The 16,002-nt window shown below is 61.7% G+C and carries 14 protein-coding genes; 1 reads left to right on the top strand and 13 read right to left on the bottom strand.

The genetic code is table 11. From position 1 onward, the window contains the following. Positions 1-507: 507 nt before the first annotated feature. Entirely contained in the window at positions 508-3,228 is a 2,721-nt protein-coding gene (locus ACIGJE_RS31975; protein WP_483680633.1) for an excinuclease ABC subunit UvrA, read from the top strand. A gap of 265 nt (positions 3,229-3,493) precedes the next feature. Here the strand turns inward: ACIGJE_RS31975 and ACIGJE_RS31970 are convergent, their stop codons facing one another. The 13 genes from ACIGJE_RS31970 to ACIGJE_RS31910 all read right to left on the bottom strand — a co-directional run bounded on the left by ACIGJE_RS31970 (position 3,494) and on the right by ACIGJE_RS31910 (position 15,998). Then, entirely contained in the window at positions 3,494-4,246 is a 753-nt protein-coding gene (locus ACIGJE_RS31970; protein ID WP_311937323.1) for a siderophore-interacting protein, read from the bottom strand. Then, the gene (gene fhuB, locus ACIGJE_RS31965; protein ID WP_483680631.1) at positions 4,243-6,219 is read right to left on the bottom strand and encodes a Fe(3+)-hydroxamate ABC transporter permease FhuB; all 1,977 of its coding nucleotides are present in this window, start codon (positions 6,217-6,219) and stop codon (positions 4,243-4,245) included. The genes ACIGJE_RS31970 and fhuB overlap by 4 nt, the downstream gene beginning before the upstream one ends. Beyond that, complete coding sequence (locus tag ACIGJE_RS31960) at positions 6,212-7,111, bottom strand: ABC transporter substrate-binding protein (RefSeq protein ID WP_367624834.1); 900 nt, start codon at positions 7,109-7,111, stop codon at positions 6,212-6,214. The genes fhuB and ACIGJE_RS31960 overlap by 8 nt, the downstream gene beginning before the upstream one ends. After that, positions 7,111-9,471, bottom strand: a complete 2,361-nt coding sequence (locus ACIGJE_RS31955; protein WP_483680630.1) for a TonB-dependent siderophore receptor — start codon at positions 9,469-9,471, stop codon at positions 7,111-7,113. The genes ACIGJE_RS31960 and ACIGJE_RS31955 overlap by 1 nt, the downstream gene beginning before the upstream one ends. A 219-nt stretch (positions 9,472-9,690) precedes the next feature. Further along, complete coding sequence (locus ACIGJE_RS31950; RefSeq protein ID WP_367624832.1) at positions 9,691-10,689, bottom strand: FecR family protein; 999 nt, start codon at positions 10,687-10,689, stop codon at positions 9,691-9,693. A 98-nt stretch (positions 10,690-10,787) separates the two neighbouring features. Beyond that, entirely contained in the window at positions 10,788-11,306 is a 519-nt protein-coding gene (locus ACIGJE_RS31945) for an RNA polymerase sigma factor (protein ID WP_311937310.1), read from the bottom strand. A 360-nt stretch (positions 11,307-11,666) separates the two neighbouring features. Then, positions 11,667-11,843 (bottom strand): type 2 periplasmic-binding domain-containing protein, encoded by a 177-nt coding sequence (locus ACIGJE_RS31940; protein ID WP_187829455.1) that lies wholly within the window; start codon positions 11,841-11,843, stop codon positions 11,667-11,669. Positions 11,844-11,965: 122 nt separating this feature from the next. Then, a complete protein-coding gene (locus ACIGJE_RS31935) occupies positions 11,966-12,307 on the bottom strand; it encodes a helix-turn-helix domain-containing protein (RefSeq protein ID WP_149249266.1) in 342 nt (113 codons plus the stop codon). 511 nt (positions 12,308-12,818) lie between these two features. Further along, positions 12,819-13,616, bottom strand: coding sequence for a polyamine aminopropyltransferase (locus ACIGJE_RS31930; RefSeq protein WP_367624831.1), 798 nt, complete (start codon positions 13,614-13,616; stop codon positions 12,819-12,821). A gap of 77 nt (positions 13,617-13,693) precedes the next feature. Further along, entirely contained in the window at positions 13,694-13,912 is a 219-nt protein-coding gene (locus ACIGJE_RS31925) for a hypothetical protein (RefSeq protein ID WP_311937299.1), read from the bottom strand. Between the two features lie 179 nt (positions 13,913-14,091). Further along, on the bottom strand, positions 14,092-14,397 hold the full coding sequence (locus ACIGJE_RS31920) for a zinc ribbon domain-containing protein YjdM (RefSeq protein ID WP_149249269.1): 306 nt from the start codon (positions 14,395-14,397) through the stop codon (positions 14,092-14,094). Positions 14,398-14,427: 30 nt separating this feature from the next. Beyond that, positions 14,428-15,426, bottom strand: a complete 999-nt coding sequence (locus ACIGJE_RS31915; RefSeq protein WP_311937292.1) for a spermidine synthase — start codon at positions 15,424-15,426, stop codon at positions 14,428-14,430. Positions 15,427-15,479: 53 nt separating this feature from the next. Further along, positions 15,480-15,998: an NADH-quinone oxidoreductase subunit B family protein gene (locus tag ACIGJE_RS31910; protein ID WP_311937290.1), complete on the bottom strand. Its 519-nt coding sequence runs from the start codon at positions 15,996-15,998 to the stop codon at positions 15,480-15,482. Positions 15,999-16,002: the final 4 nt, after the last annotated feature.

Raw genomic sequence — 16,002 nt, 5'->3', positions numbered from 1 at the left:
CTAGGATGGCGTGCCGTCCCTTTGGCGAAGTCGCCGGCACATGGGAGCCCTCCTTGCGCAGCCTTTCCAAGGTTCCGGAAAAGCCTTCGGCAGTGCGGTGAGTTCCTCGCATTTGACGACATTGACGATCTCCGCCCTCGTATCCAGCCACTTCACGGCCCAGAAGCGGACATAGCTCGGCAGCCGGGTATAGATGCCGGTGGCCGAAAATCACATCTGAGCAATCCACAGCGGTCGAGCCTTCGGTTCATTCGGAGGAGTTCTGTGAAAACCTGTCTGATCCTTGTGATCGGATTACCACCGCGGAGCACCGTCTCTTGGCGGCCGTCGATAGCGGTGACGACAAGCACATAGAGGATATTCGCCATCGATTGGACAGGCTATATCGCCAGTTCATCTACCTGTGAGCTTGGTTATGGCGTGATTTCCTGTGATGTCGTCGATTTGGACGCTGTTCCGATGGTGTCGAAATGCGAGGCCGTGCAGGGATGGCGCGGGAAAAGTGGAATGAAGACAAGAACTCCGCCTGTTGGGGCGAGCATTTCTGGCAATGGACAGGTTGAGCGTCCCTCATGCGTGCAGGTTCGCGGAGCGCGTCAGAACAACCTCAAGAATGTCGACGTCGATATTCCGCGCGATGCCTTCGTAGTGTTCACCGGCATATTCGGCTCGGGCAAGTCGTCACTCGCCTTCGGAACCCTCTATGCGGAAGCGCAGCGACGCTACCTGGAATCGGTCGCACCTTATGCGCGTCGCCTGATCGATCAGGCTGGCGTGCCGGAGGTCGATGCGATCGACGGATTGCCGCCCGCCGTCGCGTTGCAGCAGCAGCGCGGTGCGACGAACGCGCGATCCTCCGTCGGCAGCGTGACGACGCTCTCCAGCCTGGTGCGGATGCTCTATTCGCGCGTCGGCGCGTATCCACGCAATCAGCCAATGCTCTATGCGGAGGATTTTTCGCCCAACACCGTGGCCGGGGCTTGCCCGACATGCCATGGGATCGGTCGCGTCTATGACGCGACCGAGAAGACGATGGTGCCGGACGATACGCTCACCATTCGCGAGCGGGCGATCGCCGCCTGGCCGCCGGCGTGGCACGGCCAGAACCAGCGCGATATCCTCGTGTCGCTCGGCTATGACGTCGATACGCCATGGCGCGATCTGCCGAAAAAGGATCGTGACTGGATTCTCTTTACCGACGAACAGCCGACGGCACCGGTCTATGCGGGCCTAACCCCCGAGCAGACCCGTGTCGCACTCAAGCGCCGGATGGAACCGAGCTATCAGGGCACCTTCACCGGCGCCCGTCGCTACGTGCTGGAAACGTTCGCCAACACGAAAAGCGCTTTGATGAAGAAGCGCGTTTCCCAATATATCATCGGTCGCGATTGCCCAACCTGTCATGGCAAGCGCCTGAAGCGCGAAGCTTTGTCGGTGAAATTCGCCGGGCTCGATATCGCCGAGTTCGGTGACCTGACGCTGCTGAAGCTCATGGATTTGCTGACGCCCATCGCGCACGGCGAGTACGGGGAAACCACGGCAACCCCGAAGGGCCATATCCTGAGCAAGGTGGCCCGTGATGCGGCGGTCGAACGCCGGGTCGCTGCAGGTGGTTCGGCGCATAAGAGTGCGCCCGACGTGCGCCGCACTCCCAACCTTTCCGATGAAAAGCGGGCCGCCGCGCAACGCCTCGCGTCCGAATTGCTCGAACGGCTCGGACCGCTGATCGATCTCGGTCTCGGCTATATCTCGCTCGACCGCAGCACGCCGACGCTTTCCTCAGGGGAACTGCAACGTCTGCGCCTTGCGACCCAATTGTCGTCCCAGCTTTTCGGCGTGGTCTATGTGCTGGACGAGCCTTCGGCGGGATTGCATCCGGCGGATGGGGAAGCCTTGCTGTCGATCCTCGAGCGGTTGAAGGCGGCGGGTAACTCCCTGTTCGTTGTCGAGCACGATCTCGACGTGATCCGCCATGCCGAGTGGCTGGTCGATGTAGGACCGGGCGCCGGCGGGAAGGGCGGCGAGGTGATCTATAGCGGGCCGCCCGAGGGGTTGGCCGACGTGGAAGAATCGATCACGCGCCGCTATCTGTTCGCTGCACCCGTGGCCAATAATAGGACACCGCGCCAAGCCAGAGCATGGCTCCGTCTGGAGGGCGTGACCCGCAACAATCTGCACGGTCTCGATGTCGCGTTTCCGATCGGCTGCTTCACGGCGGTCACGGGCGTATCGGGATCGGGCAAGTCCAGCCTTGTGAGCCAGGCGCTGCCGGAACTCGTTGCCGAACATCTCGGCGGCCCCCCGCCGACGACCGAAGACGAGGATGTCGATCCGCTGCTCGACGTCGCGCAGGAGGAAACGGAAGGACGCATCACCGCAGGAATGGAGTACATCCGGCGCCTGGTGCGGGTCGATCAGAAGCCGATTGGCCGCACTCCTCGCTCGAACCTCGCTACCTATAGCGGCCTGTTCGACCACGTGCGCAAGATCTTCGCCGATACGCCCCTGGCCCGCCAGCGCCGCTACAGCCCCGGCAGATTCTCGTTCAATGTGGCACAGGGCCGATGCTCTGTATGCGAGGGCGAAGGCTTCGTGATGGTGGAATTGCTGTTCCTCCCCAGCGTCTATGCGCCCTGTTCGACCTGCCATGGCAGCCGCTACAACCCGCAAACGCTGGAGGTCGAATGGAACGGACGCAACATCGCCCAGGTCCTGGAGATGACGGTGGACGAGGCTTGCGGGTTCTTCGCCGAAGAACTGCCCATCCTGCGACCCCTCGACGTGCTGCGACAGATCGGCTTGGGATATCTGCGGCTCGGCCAGCCTGCGACAGAATTGTCGGGCGGTGAGGCACAGCGCATCAAGCTCGCAACGGAGTTGCAACGCGCGCAGCGCGGCAACACCATCTACATTCTGGACGAGCCGACTTCGGGTCTGCACCCCTCCGACGCCGATCGTCTGATGCGGCATCTGCAGGGACTTGTCGATGCCGGCAATACGGTCGTGGTCGTCGAGCATGACATGCGTGCCGTTGCCCAAGTCGATTGGGTCGTCGACCTGGGACCGGGAGCCGGCGAAGATGGCGGCCATATCGTCGCCAGCGGCAATCCCAACGATGTTGCCGACGCGAAAGGAAGCCTGACCGCGCCCTATCTGAAGGTGGCGTTGCAACCGTTTGGCGCGGCGGCGACAGAAGAGGATGAGACAACGACAGCTGCGCCGATGTGAAGGGGTTCTAGGCGCTTTCTCCGGGCGAGCGGTCGCATCGTAGGAGGCAATGCGGCAGCACGAAGCAATAATCCGGGATCACTATAAAGTAGGGTTTCCAGTGCGTTGCGGTGTTTCTCAAATGATCGAAGGTAATGATTATATCCCGACACGCTGCCAATTCTTCTATGAATCGCTCGTCATCCGACTCTATTTGCCCCGATGGTTTATGGTGCTTGATCGCCGACTTAGGCGAACGAAGCAGTTCCACCGGTTCCTATTTCTATCAGCGCCGCCAGTAACAAACATTGATGTAGCGCGGTTTCGGAATGGCAGCGAGGCGCGGGCGAAAGGCTTCGTAGGCACCGAACTCTCCCGCCAGCCAGATGAAATAGTCTTTTGAGCCCACGCAGACTTCGATCTTCTCCCTGACGGACTCGATGAAGCCTCTGCCCGGCCCCTGATCCCTTGGCCACCGGTCGACCCACCTGATCGTCATGCCGGCCGGTGCGGCGAAGGGCAGCCGGTCTTCCGGTCCGCATGTTTCGATGACGATATCGCCCCGAACATCGGGCGGCAATGTCTCCGCGATCCGCGCGATGGCGGGCAGCGCCGTTTCATCGCCCGCCAGGAGGTAGCGGCTCGCCTTCTTGACGCCGAGACCACAAGGCCCGGAAATACCGCAGATGTCGCCAGGCTTTGCCTGCAAGGCGAAATTGCAGGCGGGGCCCGCATGGGCATGCAGCACGAAATCGATGTCGAGCCAGCCGGTGGCGGCGTCGATGCGCCGGATCGTGTAGTAGCGCGTCACCACGTTCGACGAGGCGCCCTTTCGACGAGGGCCGTCGCCAGCCCCCTCAACAGGCGTCCCGGCTTCCGCCTTGTGCCGCGCTTCGACATGGAGCCGGACATGCAGATTGCCGAGCGTGTCGAAATGGGCGAGATCGTCACCGGCCAGGCGCAGGCGCTGCATGTGCGGCGCGATACGTTCGACGCCCACGACACGCATCATGCGGAAGCCGTCGCCTTGCTTGCTCATCCTCGCCTCGCGATCAGCACCAACAGGAAGGGCCCGCCGACCATGGTGGCGAACAGGCCGGCAGGGATCTGGAATGGAAAAATGATGTTGCGGCCGAGCCAATCGGCGACCAGAAGGATGAGGCCGCCAATGATGGCCGATGCCGCGAGCTGCATGCCCGCCCGATGAAAGCCGGCAAGGCGGGCGATATGCGGCCCCATCAGCCCGGCAAAGCTCAAGGGGCCGACCAGGATGGTCGCCCCTGCCGTGAGCAGGGCCGAGATCGAGAACAGGATGTTGCGGCTATGGGCGATGGGCATGCCCGAGGCCGTCGCCGTGGCAAGGCCGAGCGGGAGCAGTTCGAGCCAGCGCCGGATGAGGGGTATGGAGGCGAGAGCAAGGGCCAGCAGGGCCGCCGACAGCAGGGCCTCTGCCCGCCGCACCGCATAGGTCGAGCCCGACAGCCAGGCCAGCAATTGATCGAGGCGCGGATCCTGCGACGTCATCAATACGGCCATGACGAAGCCGGAAACGGCTCCCAACGTGATACCGATCAGCAGCATTCGATCACCGGAAAAGCCGGGTTTGCGTGATAGGCCGAGCATCAGGAAGAGGACGGCCAGGGCACCGGCAGCACCGGCGGCTATCTGCTCGGCGCGGGTCGGGGCAGTTGCCGTCAGGAGCAGAAGGATCACGCCCAGCATTGCGCCGGAAGAAACACCGAGCACCTCGGGTGAGGCCATGGGGTTGCCCGTCACGCGCTGAAGGATGGCGCCGGCCAGGGCCAGCATGGATCCTCCGCTGAAGGCGGCGAGGGCGCGAGGCCCCCGCCAATCCAGAAAGGGTACGATCTCCTCTCTCGCCGCGAACGACCAGCCATCTGGTCCCCGCCCCAGAGACAATGCCAGCCAGAAGGCGGGGACGAGCAGCGTCGCCAATAGGAAGAGTGCGACGGCCGGATGTCTCAGCCTGCCCGGAACCGCGCCTGGCGCCATGTGCGGGGGAGCCAGCAGTTTCAGGCGCCTGATCAGCATGAACAGCAGCGGAGCGCCCAGCAGGGCCGTCGCCGCTCCCGTCGGAAACAGGCGGTAGGTCACGGGCAAGGAGAGCACGGTCTGGTCGGTGGCCATGAGCAGCAAGGCCCCCAGCAGTGCAGACCAGGCCAGATGCTCGCCCGCCCGCCTGGCACCGGAGGCGCGTGCCAGTGCAGGACCGGCAAGCCCGACGAAGCTGATGATGCCGACCGAGGCAGTGACGATCGCCGCCAGGGCTGCCGCGGCGACCAGCGCGACCAGGCGATAGGCTGCAACGGACAGGCCGAGACTCCTGGCGCTGTCGTCATCGACGCCAAGCAATGTCAGCGGGCGCACGAGAAAGGCGAGGAGGATGGCGACGAGCAGGAGCCTTGGGTACAGAAACTGCACCCCGCTCCAATCCTGCTGGTCGAGATAGCCGGCGCCCCAGAGAAAGATGCCGGTGAGAAAATCGTGATTGAACAAGGTCAGCGCGGCGCTGACCGCCCCGCAATAGAGGCTGACGATCATGCCGGCCAGGGTCACGGTGACGGGCGACAGCCCCTTGCGCCAGGACAGGGAGAGGACCGCAAGAAGGGCCAGGGCGGCGCCGGCAAAGGCAATCCACTCGCGGCCGAATGTAAGCCATGCCGGAAACCACAGGGTGACGATGGACAGAACGAGATAGGCGCCGGCCGAAATGCCGAGCGTGGCTGGCTCGGCCAGGGGGTTGCGCAGAATGCGTTGCAGGACGGCGCCGGCAAGCCCAAGCCCGGCTCCGACCATCAGGCCGACGACGATGCGGGGAAGCACGGTGTGATGCAGCATCATCTGCGCCGTGACATCGGGATCCGGAAAAACGATTGAGCGCCATGAGGCGCTGTCCGGCAGCAGCCCCCTCACGTTGAAGGCAGCGAGGGACAGGGCCAGGACCGCAAGAAGAAGTGCCGGGATCGGCGTAACGGCATGCGGCCTAGCCATTCGGTCCACCTGCCGAGAGAGCGGCGGATGCCAGCCGCGCGAAGCGGCGCACGGGTGGCAGGCCTCCGTAGAAGAGGACGTCCGGAATGCGCACGATACGGTTCTGCTTCACGAAGGGCAGGCTGGCGATGACGGGAGATTCCAGCAGGCTCTTCAACGTATCGCGGCTGGTGTCGCCCACGCAGAGCAGCCGCGCATCGGGGCGAGCCGCCAGCCGATCGGCGCTGACCGTGGTATGGCCATAGCGGGATACGGAGCCGGCCCAGGCGTTCTCGATGCCGAAATGATCGAGCACGTCCTGAAAAAGGCTGTTCCTGCCGAAGATCAGCAGGCGCCTGCCATCGATCACCGTCGCCACGTAAAGGGGGCGGCGGTCATATCGGGCCATCAGCCGTTTTCCCGCCGCCAGTTCCGCGTCCAGCGTTTGCATGAAACGCCCGAACGCACCCGACGCGCCGAGCTGCCCGGCAAGGGCCGAAAGAGCCAGGCGGGCGTGCGCCAGGCGGCCGGATTCCCCAAAATGATCGGGATCGAAGGAGCATATCGGCGCGATGGCCGCCAAGCGCTCCCGCATCGGCGCGAGGTCGCCATTCATGACCACCAGTTTGGGCTTCAGGCGATGGATCAGCTCGAGATTGGGCTCCGACCGCAGGCCTAGTTCGCGCATGTCCGATGCTGGCGCCGGTTCCACCACCAATTGGGAGTAGCGTTCGATTTCAGGCATGGCGAGAGGCGCGATACCCAGGGCGAGCAGGTTCTGCCCGCTCACCCAGTCTATCGCCAGGGGCCGCCTGGCAGGCTCCTCGGACGAATGCGCGGCACGGGCAAGGCACATCGCTGCCGCTCCGCCGAGAAGGGCCCGGCGGGACAAGCCTATAGGCTGCATCCCCATCAGAACTTCATCTGGGCAGAAAACGCGACCGTTCTCGGGGCTCCCAGATAATAGCTGTTCTGCCAGTAGTTCTTGTTGGTCACGTTGCTGACATTCAGCCGCAAGGTCAACGGATTGCCGAACCGCTCGGTCGTGTAGCGCATGCCGACATCGAGGGTAGTATAGGCGGCAAGGCGGTCGTCATTGACATCGTTCGCCCATTGCTTGCCGGTGTAGTAGACGCCGCCAGTCAGCACGAGGCCCTGAATGGCGGGAATCTCATATTCGAGATAGAGCTTGGCCAGCACCTTGGCCACGTTCATCGGCTGTTTGCCGTCAAATTCGCCGCCCTCCACCTTGGCGTCCAGCACGGTGACGCCGCCCAGAAGCGTGAGTTCGTCGGTTACCTTGCCCGTTGCCGTGACCTCCACGCCGCGATGCCGCTGCCGCCCGTCCTGGGTGTAGACGCCGCTCGCATTGGTGAATTCATAGGCCTTTTCGATATCGAACAAGGCGCCGGTCAGGAGCATGCCGCCCATTTCAGCCTTGACGCCGATCTCCTTTTGCTTGCTCACCATCGGGGCCATGACCTGCCCGTAATTGCTGCTCGTGTCTGGGGCGACGCCGCCCTGCTCCAGGCCTTCGATGTAGCTGCCATAGACCGTCATCCACGGCACGGGCTTGAAAAGGAGCGAGGCCGAGGGCGAGAACCGCCCCTCGTCGTAGTCGGGCTGGGTGCGCGTGCCTGTTATGTCGAGCGAGCGACTCATGATGCGGCTGTAGTTGACGCCCACCAGAGCCGACCAGCGCTCGTTGAATTCGATCTGGTCGCCGATGACGAAATTATGATTGCGCACATAGCCCTGATAGTAGGGCGACGAAGTATCGACTGGGAAGGTCGGCCTGGGAAGGTGGACGGGCGAGGACATCGGAAACGGCCCGATCCAGCCTGTGTTCGGGCTGTAGGGCGTCTGCCAGGCCCGATCCGAATACATATGGTAGCCGGCGGTGACCTTGTGGGAAATCGGCCCGGTATCGAACGTGACATCCGCAAAGGCCTGCGCCGCGTCGAAGATGTTCTTGGTTTTGCCCGAGTGAATCCCGATCTGATAATATTCCCCCGGCGACCGCACCGAATTCATCGTGTGGTCCTGGACCGGCCGATCGAGATATTCACGCATATAGGCGCCGCGCAGCGTGATGAAGTCGTTGAGTTTGTAGGTCAGCTTGCCGGAAAGGCGCGTCTTCTCGAATTCATCGCGAACCCAGGGCTGGCTCCAGTTCCTGCTGGCGTCCGGCGCCGAGCCATGGGGAACGCCGGGATTGAAAAACCAGTAGGAATTGGGAACGTCCGTCTTGTACTTGCTGTAGGACGCGTTGAGTTCCAGCTTCAACCTGTCGGTAATGTCCCAATCGATGGCCCCGCTGACGAGGAACCGATTGATGTTCTGGTCGTCTATCGCGGTATCGCCGCCTTGCTTGACGATGTTGAGGCGATAGCCGGCACGGCCTTCGGGATCGATGCGGCCGCCGAAATCGCCGTGGATGTATTTCTGCTCGGCGCCATAGGTGCCGATGGTCAGGCTGTTCAGGCGCTCGATCGTCGGGCGCTTGTAGACATAGTTGATCATGCCGGCCGGGGCAGCGGCCCCATACAGGAATCCCGAAAGCCCGGTGAGGACTTCGATACGCTCCTTGTCCTCGAGATTGGTCGCGTGACTATAGGAACGCCGCAGGCCGTCCTCGGCCGTGTCATAGGTGGTGAAGCCGCGCATGTTGACCATCGGCGACCATCCCGACGCCTGCGGCGTCTGAATACGGGTCGTCGGGCTGATCCGGAAGATGTCGTCGGGAGACTGGGCCTGGATATTCTGAATGAGCTCGCGCGGCACGACGCTGACCGAAAAGGGCGTATCCCGGATGGATGTCTGTCCCAGGGGCCCCAGCGAGGAGATGGTGTTCGTGCGGTAGCCATCCTTTGCGAGCCCGTCCTGCTGAATCGCCGCAGTGCCCTTGGCTTCGACGATGACGGGATCGAGGAGGATCGCCCCATCCGCGCTTTCGCCGCCGGCGGGCTCCGCCGACATGGCAAGCAGGGTCACGGCATTGCCGCCGGTAAAGGAATAGCCAAGCCCCGAGTTCGAAAGAAGCCGGGCCAGCGCTGCCTGCGTGGTCATGCCGCCGGTTACGCTTGGTGCGCGCGTATTTGCCGCGATGGAGGTCTTGTAGGCGATCTGAACGCCGGATTGGTCTGCAAGCATACGCAAGGCCCGGGCCAGCGGCTGGCTGGGAATGTTGAAGTTATGCGTGATTGCGGTCTGGGCGGCAGCCGGTGACATCGGTACGAGCAGTGCCGGCACTGCACAAAACGCCGCGCTCACCAGGAGCTTCGTCACCAGACCGCTAGGCGCGCTTCGCCTCGATCCCTTCGCTATCCTGCCGTGCACCACCGAGCCCCCTCAACATGTCCCCTGGAAACAGCCCTCGCGGGCTCAAATGAAGGGAGTGGGTGTGTGCTGCCTCGGCCCTTCGCCATATTGACGCGCGAGCGAGGCGATCGCCTAAAGACGGCGTCTCAATTTTTTTGAAGGGATGCCGCGTCAGGAAATCAGGAGCAGGACACCGGGAATCCGACGCACCGACAGCCCCTGGGTTTTCGCCAGCGCCTGGACGGCAGCAAATGCTTCCGCCGTCGAGAAGACCGCACTGACGGGGACGGATCGATCGATGCCGGGCCGGATCACGATCCGTTCGGGGACATAGCGGCCGAGTTCGGCCATCGCCCGGGAAAACGGCCGCCCCTCGAAGATGATGCGGCCTTTCCGCCATGCGAGCGCCGCCTGGACATCGGCGGACTGGGCCGGTCGCGGCGCTTCTCCCCGCGCATACAGGGTTTGCTGGTTCGCAGCCACCTCGACGCCCGTGACGCCGGGATCGTCGGTTGCGGTCGGGCTGGCCGGGCCGGCAACGTCGATGCGCCCTTCGGCGGAGGTAACCGTTGCCACATCCTCCAAGATCCCGACCGAGAAGCGGCCCGCTTTGGCGGTGCTGTTGCCGCCCAGCGCCGCCACCCGGAACACCGAGTTCCGATCCGGAGCGACCTTGAATTCGGCTTCGCCTTTCAGCAGCTCGACCAGTCTGAGGCCAGGCCGGTAGCCGATGCTGACGGCACTATCCGTGTTGAGGGTGGCGACCGACCCATCCGGCAGGGTGAACTCGCGCTGGTCGCCGACGGCTGTCGAGAGGTCGGCGTTCCACCAGACTTGCAGCCTCGGTACGGCCACGAGGCCGATGGCTGCGGCAGCCACAGCCGCACCGCCGATGACAAAGCTGCGCCGCCCCATCAGGACATGGCGGCTCGGCTCGGCGGCAGCCGGCAAAGGCATGCCGGCCGACCCGGTATCGATGGCCTGTAGTTGCTGCCAGAACGAACGCTCGCGCTCGAAAGCCAGCTTGTGATCGGGAGACAGGTCCCGCCAGGCCTTGAAACGCTGGAGGTCGGCGTCGCTGACATTGCCCGAGGTCAACCGCACGATCCAATCGCGTGCGTCCAGGCCGATGCGGCGTTCAATGTCCTTGCGTTGCTTGTGCTCGTCCATGCGCTCGAAAGCCGGTGCGGATAGGGACTCGATTCGAGCTGTTCTAACCTATTGACGCGTGAACGCACCCGCCACCTAAACACGATCCGGAAAATTTCTCAGTCGGCGAGTTCGCCGCGCAGATCGGCAAGGTGTTCCAGGGCCCGGCGGATATGATAATAGACCGCCTCGCTCGTGATGCCGTGCAGTTCTGCCAGCTGGCGATGCGATATGCCGTCGATCCGGTTCATCAGGAAGATCGTGCGGGTTTTTTCCGGCAGTTCGTCCAAGGCCTTCCTGACTGCCTTTAGATTTTGGCGGCCGATCAGCACCCGTTCCGGCGAAACCAGGTCGCAGTTTTCCCACAAGATGTCGGTGAGTTCATCGTCGATTTCATTGCGCCTGCGCTGGTTGCGCAGATGGCTGGTGACGGCATGCTGCGCAACGCGGGTGATGAATCCGGCCGGATTGCGGATCGCATTGTCTTCCAGACCGGCGTTTTCCAGTTTCAGCCAAGTGTCCTGCATCAAGTCCTCGGCTGTCGCCGAGCAACCGGTGCGTGCCTTGGCCACCGCCTGCAGCCGCGGCCGCATCTTCGCAAAGGCACTGATCAGTTTTCCGAGAGACAGCCTGTCCACGCCAGCCCGCAACATAGATAAGAAGAACAATGCTCCTGAAGGTGAAGCAATCCCAACCTAGAGGATGAGGAAAAACCCTGCAATAGCAATGATTTATAGAGATTCTAACTTGCGCGGCGACCCATGCGGCGGTTCTGCAACTCCGCGCCTCGTCAAAAGATCAGAGCCCCCGGCGCTCGTCCTTCTTCACAAGAAGACCATTGGGGAGCTTATCGCCATCCTTCAGTGCCCAAAGCACGGCGATGGCTTCGTCGCGATATGCTTCCCACACGGGCTTGCCATCGAACCGACTGCTGCCAGAGTGACCATGGTGACGGCACAAAGCCCGGCAGACACGCTCGATGGGGTCTTTTCGAAATATCACAGGATGCCGCTCAGATTGGCTGGGGTCTGGCCATAACGCGCCAGGACCACCGCGCCTTCAAAACCACCGGCGTCCCGATTCACCGTGCGGGACAGGGCCATGGCCCCGACATAGGTGACCGCATCGAATCCCGGCCCCACGCCCCTCGCGATCGTGGCTGACGTCCCGACCATCGTTGAGGCCATCTCCCTTGCCTTCGGCTCATCGGGCATGTCGATGGCAGATTGGGCGAGAAGATCTCCATCAAGAGTGCGGATAAAGGGAAGCGCGAGATAGCGTGTGATCCTGGGCATTGTCAGTTTGCCTCTCCAAGAAACTTGATGAAATTGATGGCCTGCCGATATTTGTCTGCCGGTAGCCGACGCAAAAGCTCCAGCATCTCATTTTCGCTGTTCGGGTCGACACTGATGAGTTCAGCCGGCGAGCAATCAAGAGCTGCCGCCAAGGCCTCCAGAACCTCCTGGCTATAGGGCTGCTTGCTCATCTCGATCCGGTTGATCGAGACATGCGTGATCATGGGTTTGCCGTCCGGCAGTGTTTCAAGACGATCCTCGAGCCTGCGCAAAGACAGCCCTCGCTTCAGTCGCCACTCCTTGATGTAGGTCTTGCCAAGGCTACGGTGCCGTATGCTGCCCATATTGCTCTTTTTCGCTACACAGGAGGTTGCATCGTTCGGACTCTATAGGCCTTTTGCTAAGGCTGAACAACTCAGATGTAACGCATGGTGGAACAATCGTTGATGAGCATTGATCTGGATCAACGCGAGTGCCGGCGTCCTGTGTCTTCCTATTTCAGGCGCGGTTGCTGCACATAGTCGGCAGGAATGGCGCCTGTTCCATCCGATCCATTCAGTAGGGAAGATCCATGTCAGGCGGTGAAGTTCTCATGCTTACGATGATTATTGCAGGCACCTCGATCTTGGGTATTGCCCTCGCGATTGCCGGCTGGCGTAATTGATCGAATGAAATCCGGGTGGTGCTGACGCTCGGCTGGGCTTTGCAATCTTCGCTGCCGCAGTTGGCTGGCCGATTGCATGATGGCGGTTGACTTGCCGCCTCTCCTTAGGAGGAAAATTCAATCGCCAGCCCTCTTGTCCTTCCCGGATGGAGAACCCGATTGGAGATTTCGCCAATAGCCCGCCAGGCCCTTCAGCGTGCATATTTGTCAGCGCTTTCCAGGTGCGAACGCCTGACAAGCCATCGCGCTGCGTCGGTGGCAACCGTGTCCGGCAAAATCTGCCATTGAATGTCTAGATGGCCTTCTGGAACACAGGCGATCACCGCATTGCGGTCCGGTTCCCTAACGACCTCGTCAATGATCCAGGTCTGCAAGCCAGGGCCGGCAAGTCGCTTGCCGGCGATGTCCGGAAGCAGATCCATCCCGTACTCGATCAGAACATTCATGGCGATCCGGCCACTGTGGCCCAAACGGCCGAGGAGAGTGCGGCAGGTCATTTCGTCGAACTCGGTGGCGTAGTCGAATCCGGGGCCACCGACGTCGACGGCAATCGCATCGAAGCAATCCCGATTGTAGGTGATGAAATCCTTGAAATCGGCGGCGATGCATCGAACGTCCGACGGCATCCAGAAATATTCGCGCGCAAGCGTGAAGCTCAGCGGGTTTCTGTCGATGACTGTAACGGACTTACCCTGCCGATGCAGCATCGTGGCCAGCGTGCCGCCGGCACAACCAAGCACCAGAACGTCTCTGGCCGGCTGCAGGAGAGCCTTCATCAGGTGAACATAGGTGAAGCAGCTCTCTCCGGACCGCCAGGCATGGCTCTGGAAGGAGCCTCCCTCATAGTACCGACGGGCACCCGTGGCTTTCTCCTCGATGACGAAGATCCTGCCATGGATGCCCTCGAAACGGGCTAGCAACTGCACGGTGCCTCCCTCCATATGCGGATAATGTGCCGAATGCTGCTCGGGATACTCAACCGCGTCCATCCAGCATCACCAGCTTCTCGGCGACCGCCCTGCCGTGCATCGACCAGACAAGCGTTCGAAGGTGACTCTGCGACCCTTCATTCGATCACGAACCGACCGTTCGTTGAAAGAAAGACCAATGTCTGTCGATAAAACAGGGGGATGGTCAGAATGGGCTCATTGTCCCGATAGCCTTGGATCGGCGGGCCGATCACGGCAGCGTGGCGCCTCAGATATGCTTCCCATATCGTCGGGAAATCCAGACCTTCCGCGATCATGTCGTTGCATTTTCGAACCAGATTATCGGTTTTTCCCATGTGGCAGCGCCATCATTGAGTTCCTGCATAGAGATCGGGCATGAACTCATTGGCGTGGCATTGATTTGGATCAATGCCACAGTATGCCTGGGCAAGATCAGCATTGCGACAATGGCCGCCTTCCAGGCTAAGTGCGGAAATGGAGATGCGGCTGCCCTCAAAGATGGCGCCGCGACCCATCAACGCTTGCGCACGAACTCCGTGCGCAGAACCAGGCCCTTGATTCCTTCATAGCGGCAGTCGATCTCCTCATCGTTGTCAGTGAGGCGGATCGACCGGACCACCGTCCCCTGCTTCAAGGTGAGACTGGTTCCCTTGACCTTGAGATCCTTGATGAGGGTGACCGCGTCGCCATCGGCAAGGACATTGCCAGCCGAGTCACGAACCGTTTTTTGGCTGGCCTCAGCGGCGGCCTTTACTTGCGAAGCGGGCAGCCATTCGCCGCTCGCCTCATCATAGATATAATCTTCATTGTCGTTGGCCATGGCCACTCCATCTAATGTTGGTCGAGCAGACTATCGTGCAGCGAGAGGCCGTTCGTCCGAGGCTGGTCCGATGTCGAACATGCGCTGCATGAACAATTCGGCCAGTTGCCGCTCCAACCCGCTCACGGGTGTTTTTTGTCTGTGATGATAGGGGGCCAAGGGGCTGCGCGGAGGCCTTTTCGTCCAAGGAACATTGTCCAAGGCAGTCCCGTATACCTCATCTCGCAGGTTGTGATGCTCAGTGGGCGGGAGGCGAACAAGCACGGCGTTGAAGTCCCGCTCTCCGATCTGGTCGTAGATCCACAGGCCGGCACCTTCGGCCATGAGCCCTGAGGCGATATGATCGGCGAGCGTATCGGCGGCCTCGGGAATGATCAGGTTCATGGCCAGGCGGCCGGCTGGGCTTAGCCTCTTGCAGATTGCCTCGCAGGTTGGCGCATCGAACAGATCCTGGAAGGCGACGGTCGGCCCACCGATGTCGACCGCGATGCCGTCAAATTGGGCGCTCTCCGTTTCCAGGTAATCTCGAAAATCCGCTGCCACACATCGTATGGCTGGCGCCATGCCAAAATAGTGGCGTGCGATGCGAAAACTCTCCGGATTGTTGTCGACAACGGTCACGCGCTTGCCGGATCGGTGGAGCATCGTCGCCAGTGAGCCGCCGGCACAGCCCAGCACCAGGACCTCTTTGCAGGGAGAGAGGACATCCGCCATCAGGCGAACATAGGACAACAGGCTGGTTCCATCCGGGTCGGCGTAGGTCTGAATGGCGCTACCTTCCAGATAGATACGGCCGCCTCGACGATCTTCGTAAATCGCGACCACGCCCGATTTTGAGTCGATGAGATCGATCTGACGCATTGAACCCCGATTGAGCGTGCTGGCGATCGGCAGACTTGTTGCCTCCACCATACAAAACCAGCGCAGAACGGACGCCAGTTTGATGTTTAAAACATCAATGATAATGCTATATATAGCAATAAGCAGGTGCAGGCCGCAAGAGGAGTAAATCATCCAGGCCGCGCTCAATCATTCACTGCGCCGCTGAAGTGCGCGCAACCGCCCTCTCGTGGCTGTGACGATTACATCTGCGTTCGGCTCAAAAGCGCCAGAAGGCCTTTGAGAAGCGCGGTGGGTGTGGGCGGACAGCCGGGGATATGGAGATCGACGGGTATGACGTCGGATACCCCCTTCGCGCAGGCATAGCTACCCGCGAACAGGCCGCCATCCAGCGCACATCCTCCGGCAGCAACGACCCATTTGGGCGAGGGCATGGCCTCATAGGTCCTTTGCAACGCCTCGCGCATGTTCAGCGTCACAGGTCCTGTAACCAACAGCACGTCGGCGTGCCGTGGCGAGGCCACGAGATGCAGGCCGAAGCGCTCGAAATCGTAGAAGGCGTTGCCAAGAGCGTTGATCTCAAGCTCGCAGCCATTGCAGGAGCCGGCGTCGACCTCGCGGATGGCGAGGCTCCGGCCCAGGCGCGCCTGGGCAGACCGGCCCAGTTGAGCAATGAGGCCGGCGATTTCCGGGTCGTGGGGGGAGGGGGCCGGTTCGGTGAGCGGGGCTTTGCGCAATGTATCGAACAGCAAACGTCTCATGACC

This window comes from Labrys sp. E2SS-1L, from assembly GCF_057073705.1.
This window is presented reverse-complemented; position numbering and strand designations above follow the sequence as displayed.

Coding starts and splice junctions, on each gene's coding strand:
- ACIGJE_RS31935 (WP_149249266.1), bottom strand. CDS start 12,307: ATGGGCAGCATACGGCACCGTAGCCTTGGCAAGACCTACATCAAGGAG.
- ACIGJE_RS31940 (WP_187829455.1), bottom strand. CDS start 11,843: ATGGTCGGGACGTCAGCCACGATCGCGAGGGGCGTGGGGCCGGGATTC.
- ACIGJE_RS31930 (WP_367624831.1), bottom strand. CDS start 13,616: ATGGACGCGGTTGAGTATCCCGAGCAGCATTCGGCACATTATCCGCAT.
- ACIGJE_RS31975 (WP_483680633.1), top strand. CDS start 508: ATGAAGACAAGAACTCCGCCTGTTGGGGCGAGCATTTCTGGCAATGGA.
- ACIGJE_RS31950 (WP_367624832.1), bottom strand. CDS start 10,689: ATGGACGAGCACAAGCAACGCAAGGACATTGAACGCCGCATCGGCCTG.
- fhuB (WP_483680631.1), bottom strand. CDS start 6,219: ATGGCTAGGCCGCATGCCGTTACGCCGATCCCGGCACTTCTTCTTGCG.
- ACIGJE_RS31910 (WP_311937290.1), bottom strand. CDS start 15,998: ATGAGACGTTTGCTGTTCGATACATTGCGCAAAGCCCCGCTCACCGAA.
- ACIGJE_RS31970 (WP_311937323.1), bottom strand. CDS start 4,246: ATGAGCAAGCAAGGCGACGGCTTCCGCATGATGCGTGTCGTGGGCGTC.
- ACIGJE_RS31960 (WP_367624834.1), bottom strand. CDS start 7,111: ATGGGGATGCAGCCTATAGGCTTGTCCCGCCGGGCCCTTCTCGGCGGA.
- ACIGJE_RS31920 (WP_149249269.1), bottom strand. CDS start 14,397: ATGGCCAACGACAATGAAGATTATATCTATGATGAGGCGAGCGGCGAA.
- ACIGJE_RS31925 (WP_311937299.1), bottom strand. CDS start 13,912: ATGGGAAAAACCGATAATCTGGTTCGAAAATGCAACGACATGATCGCG.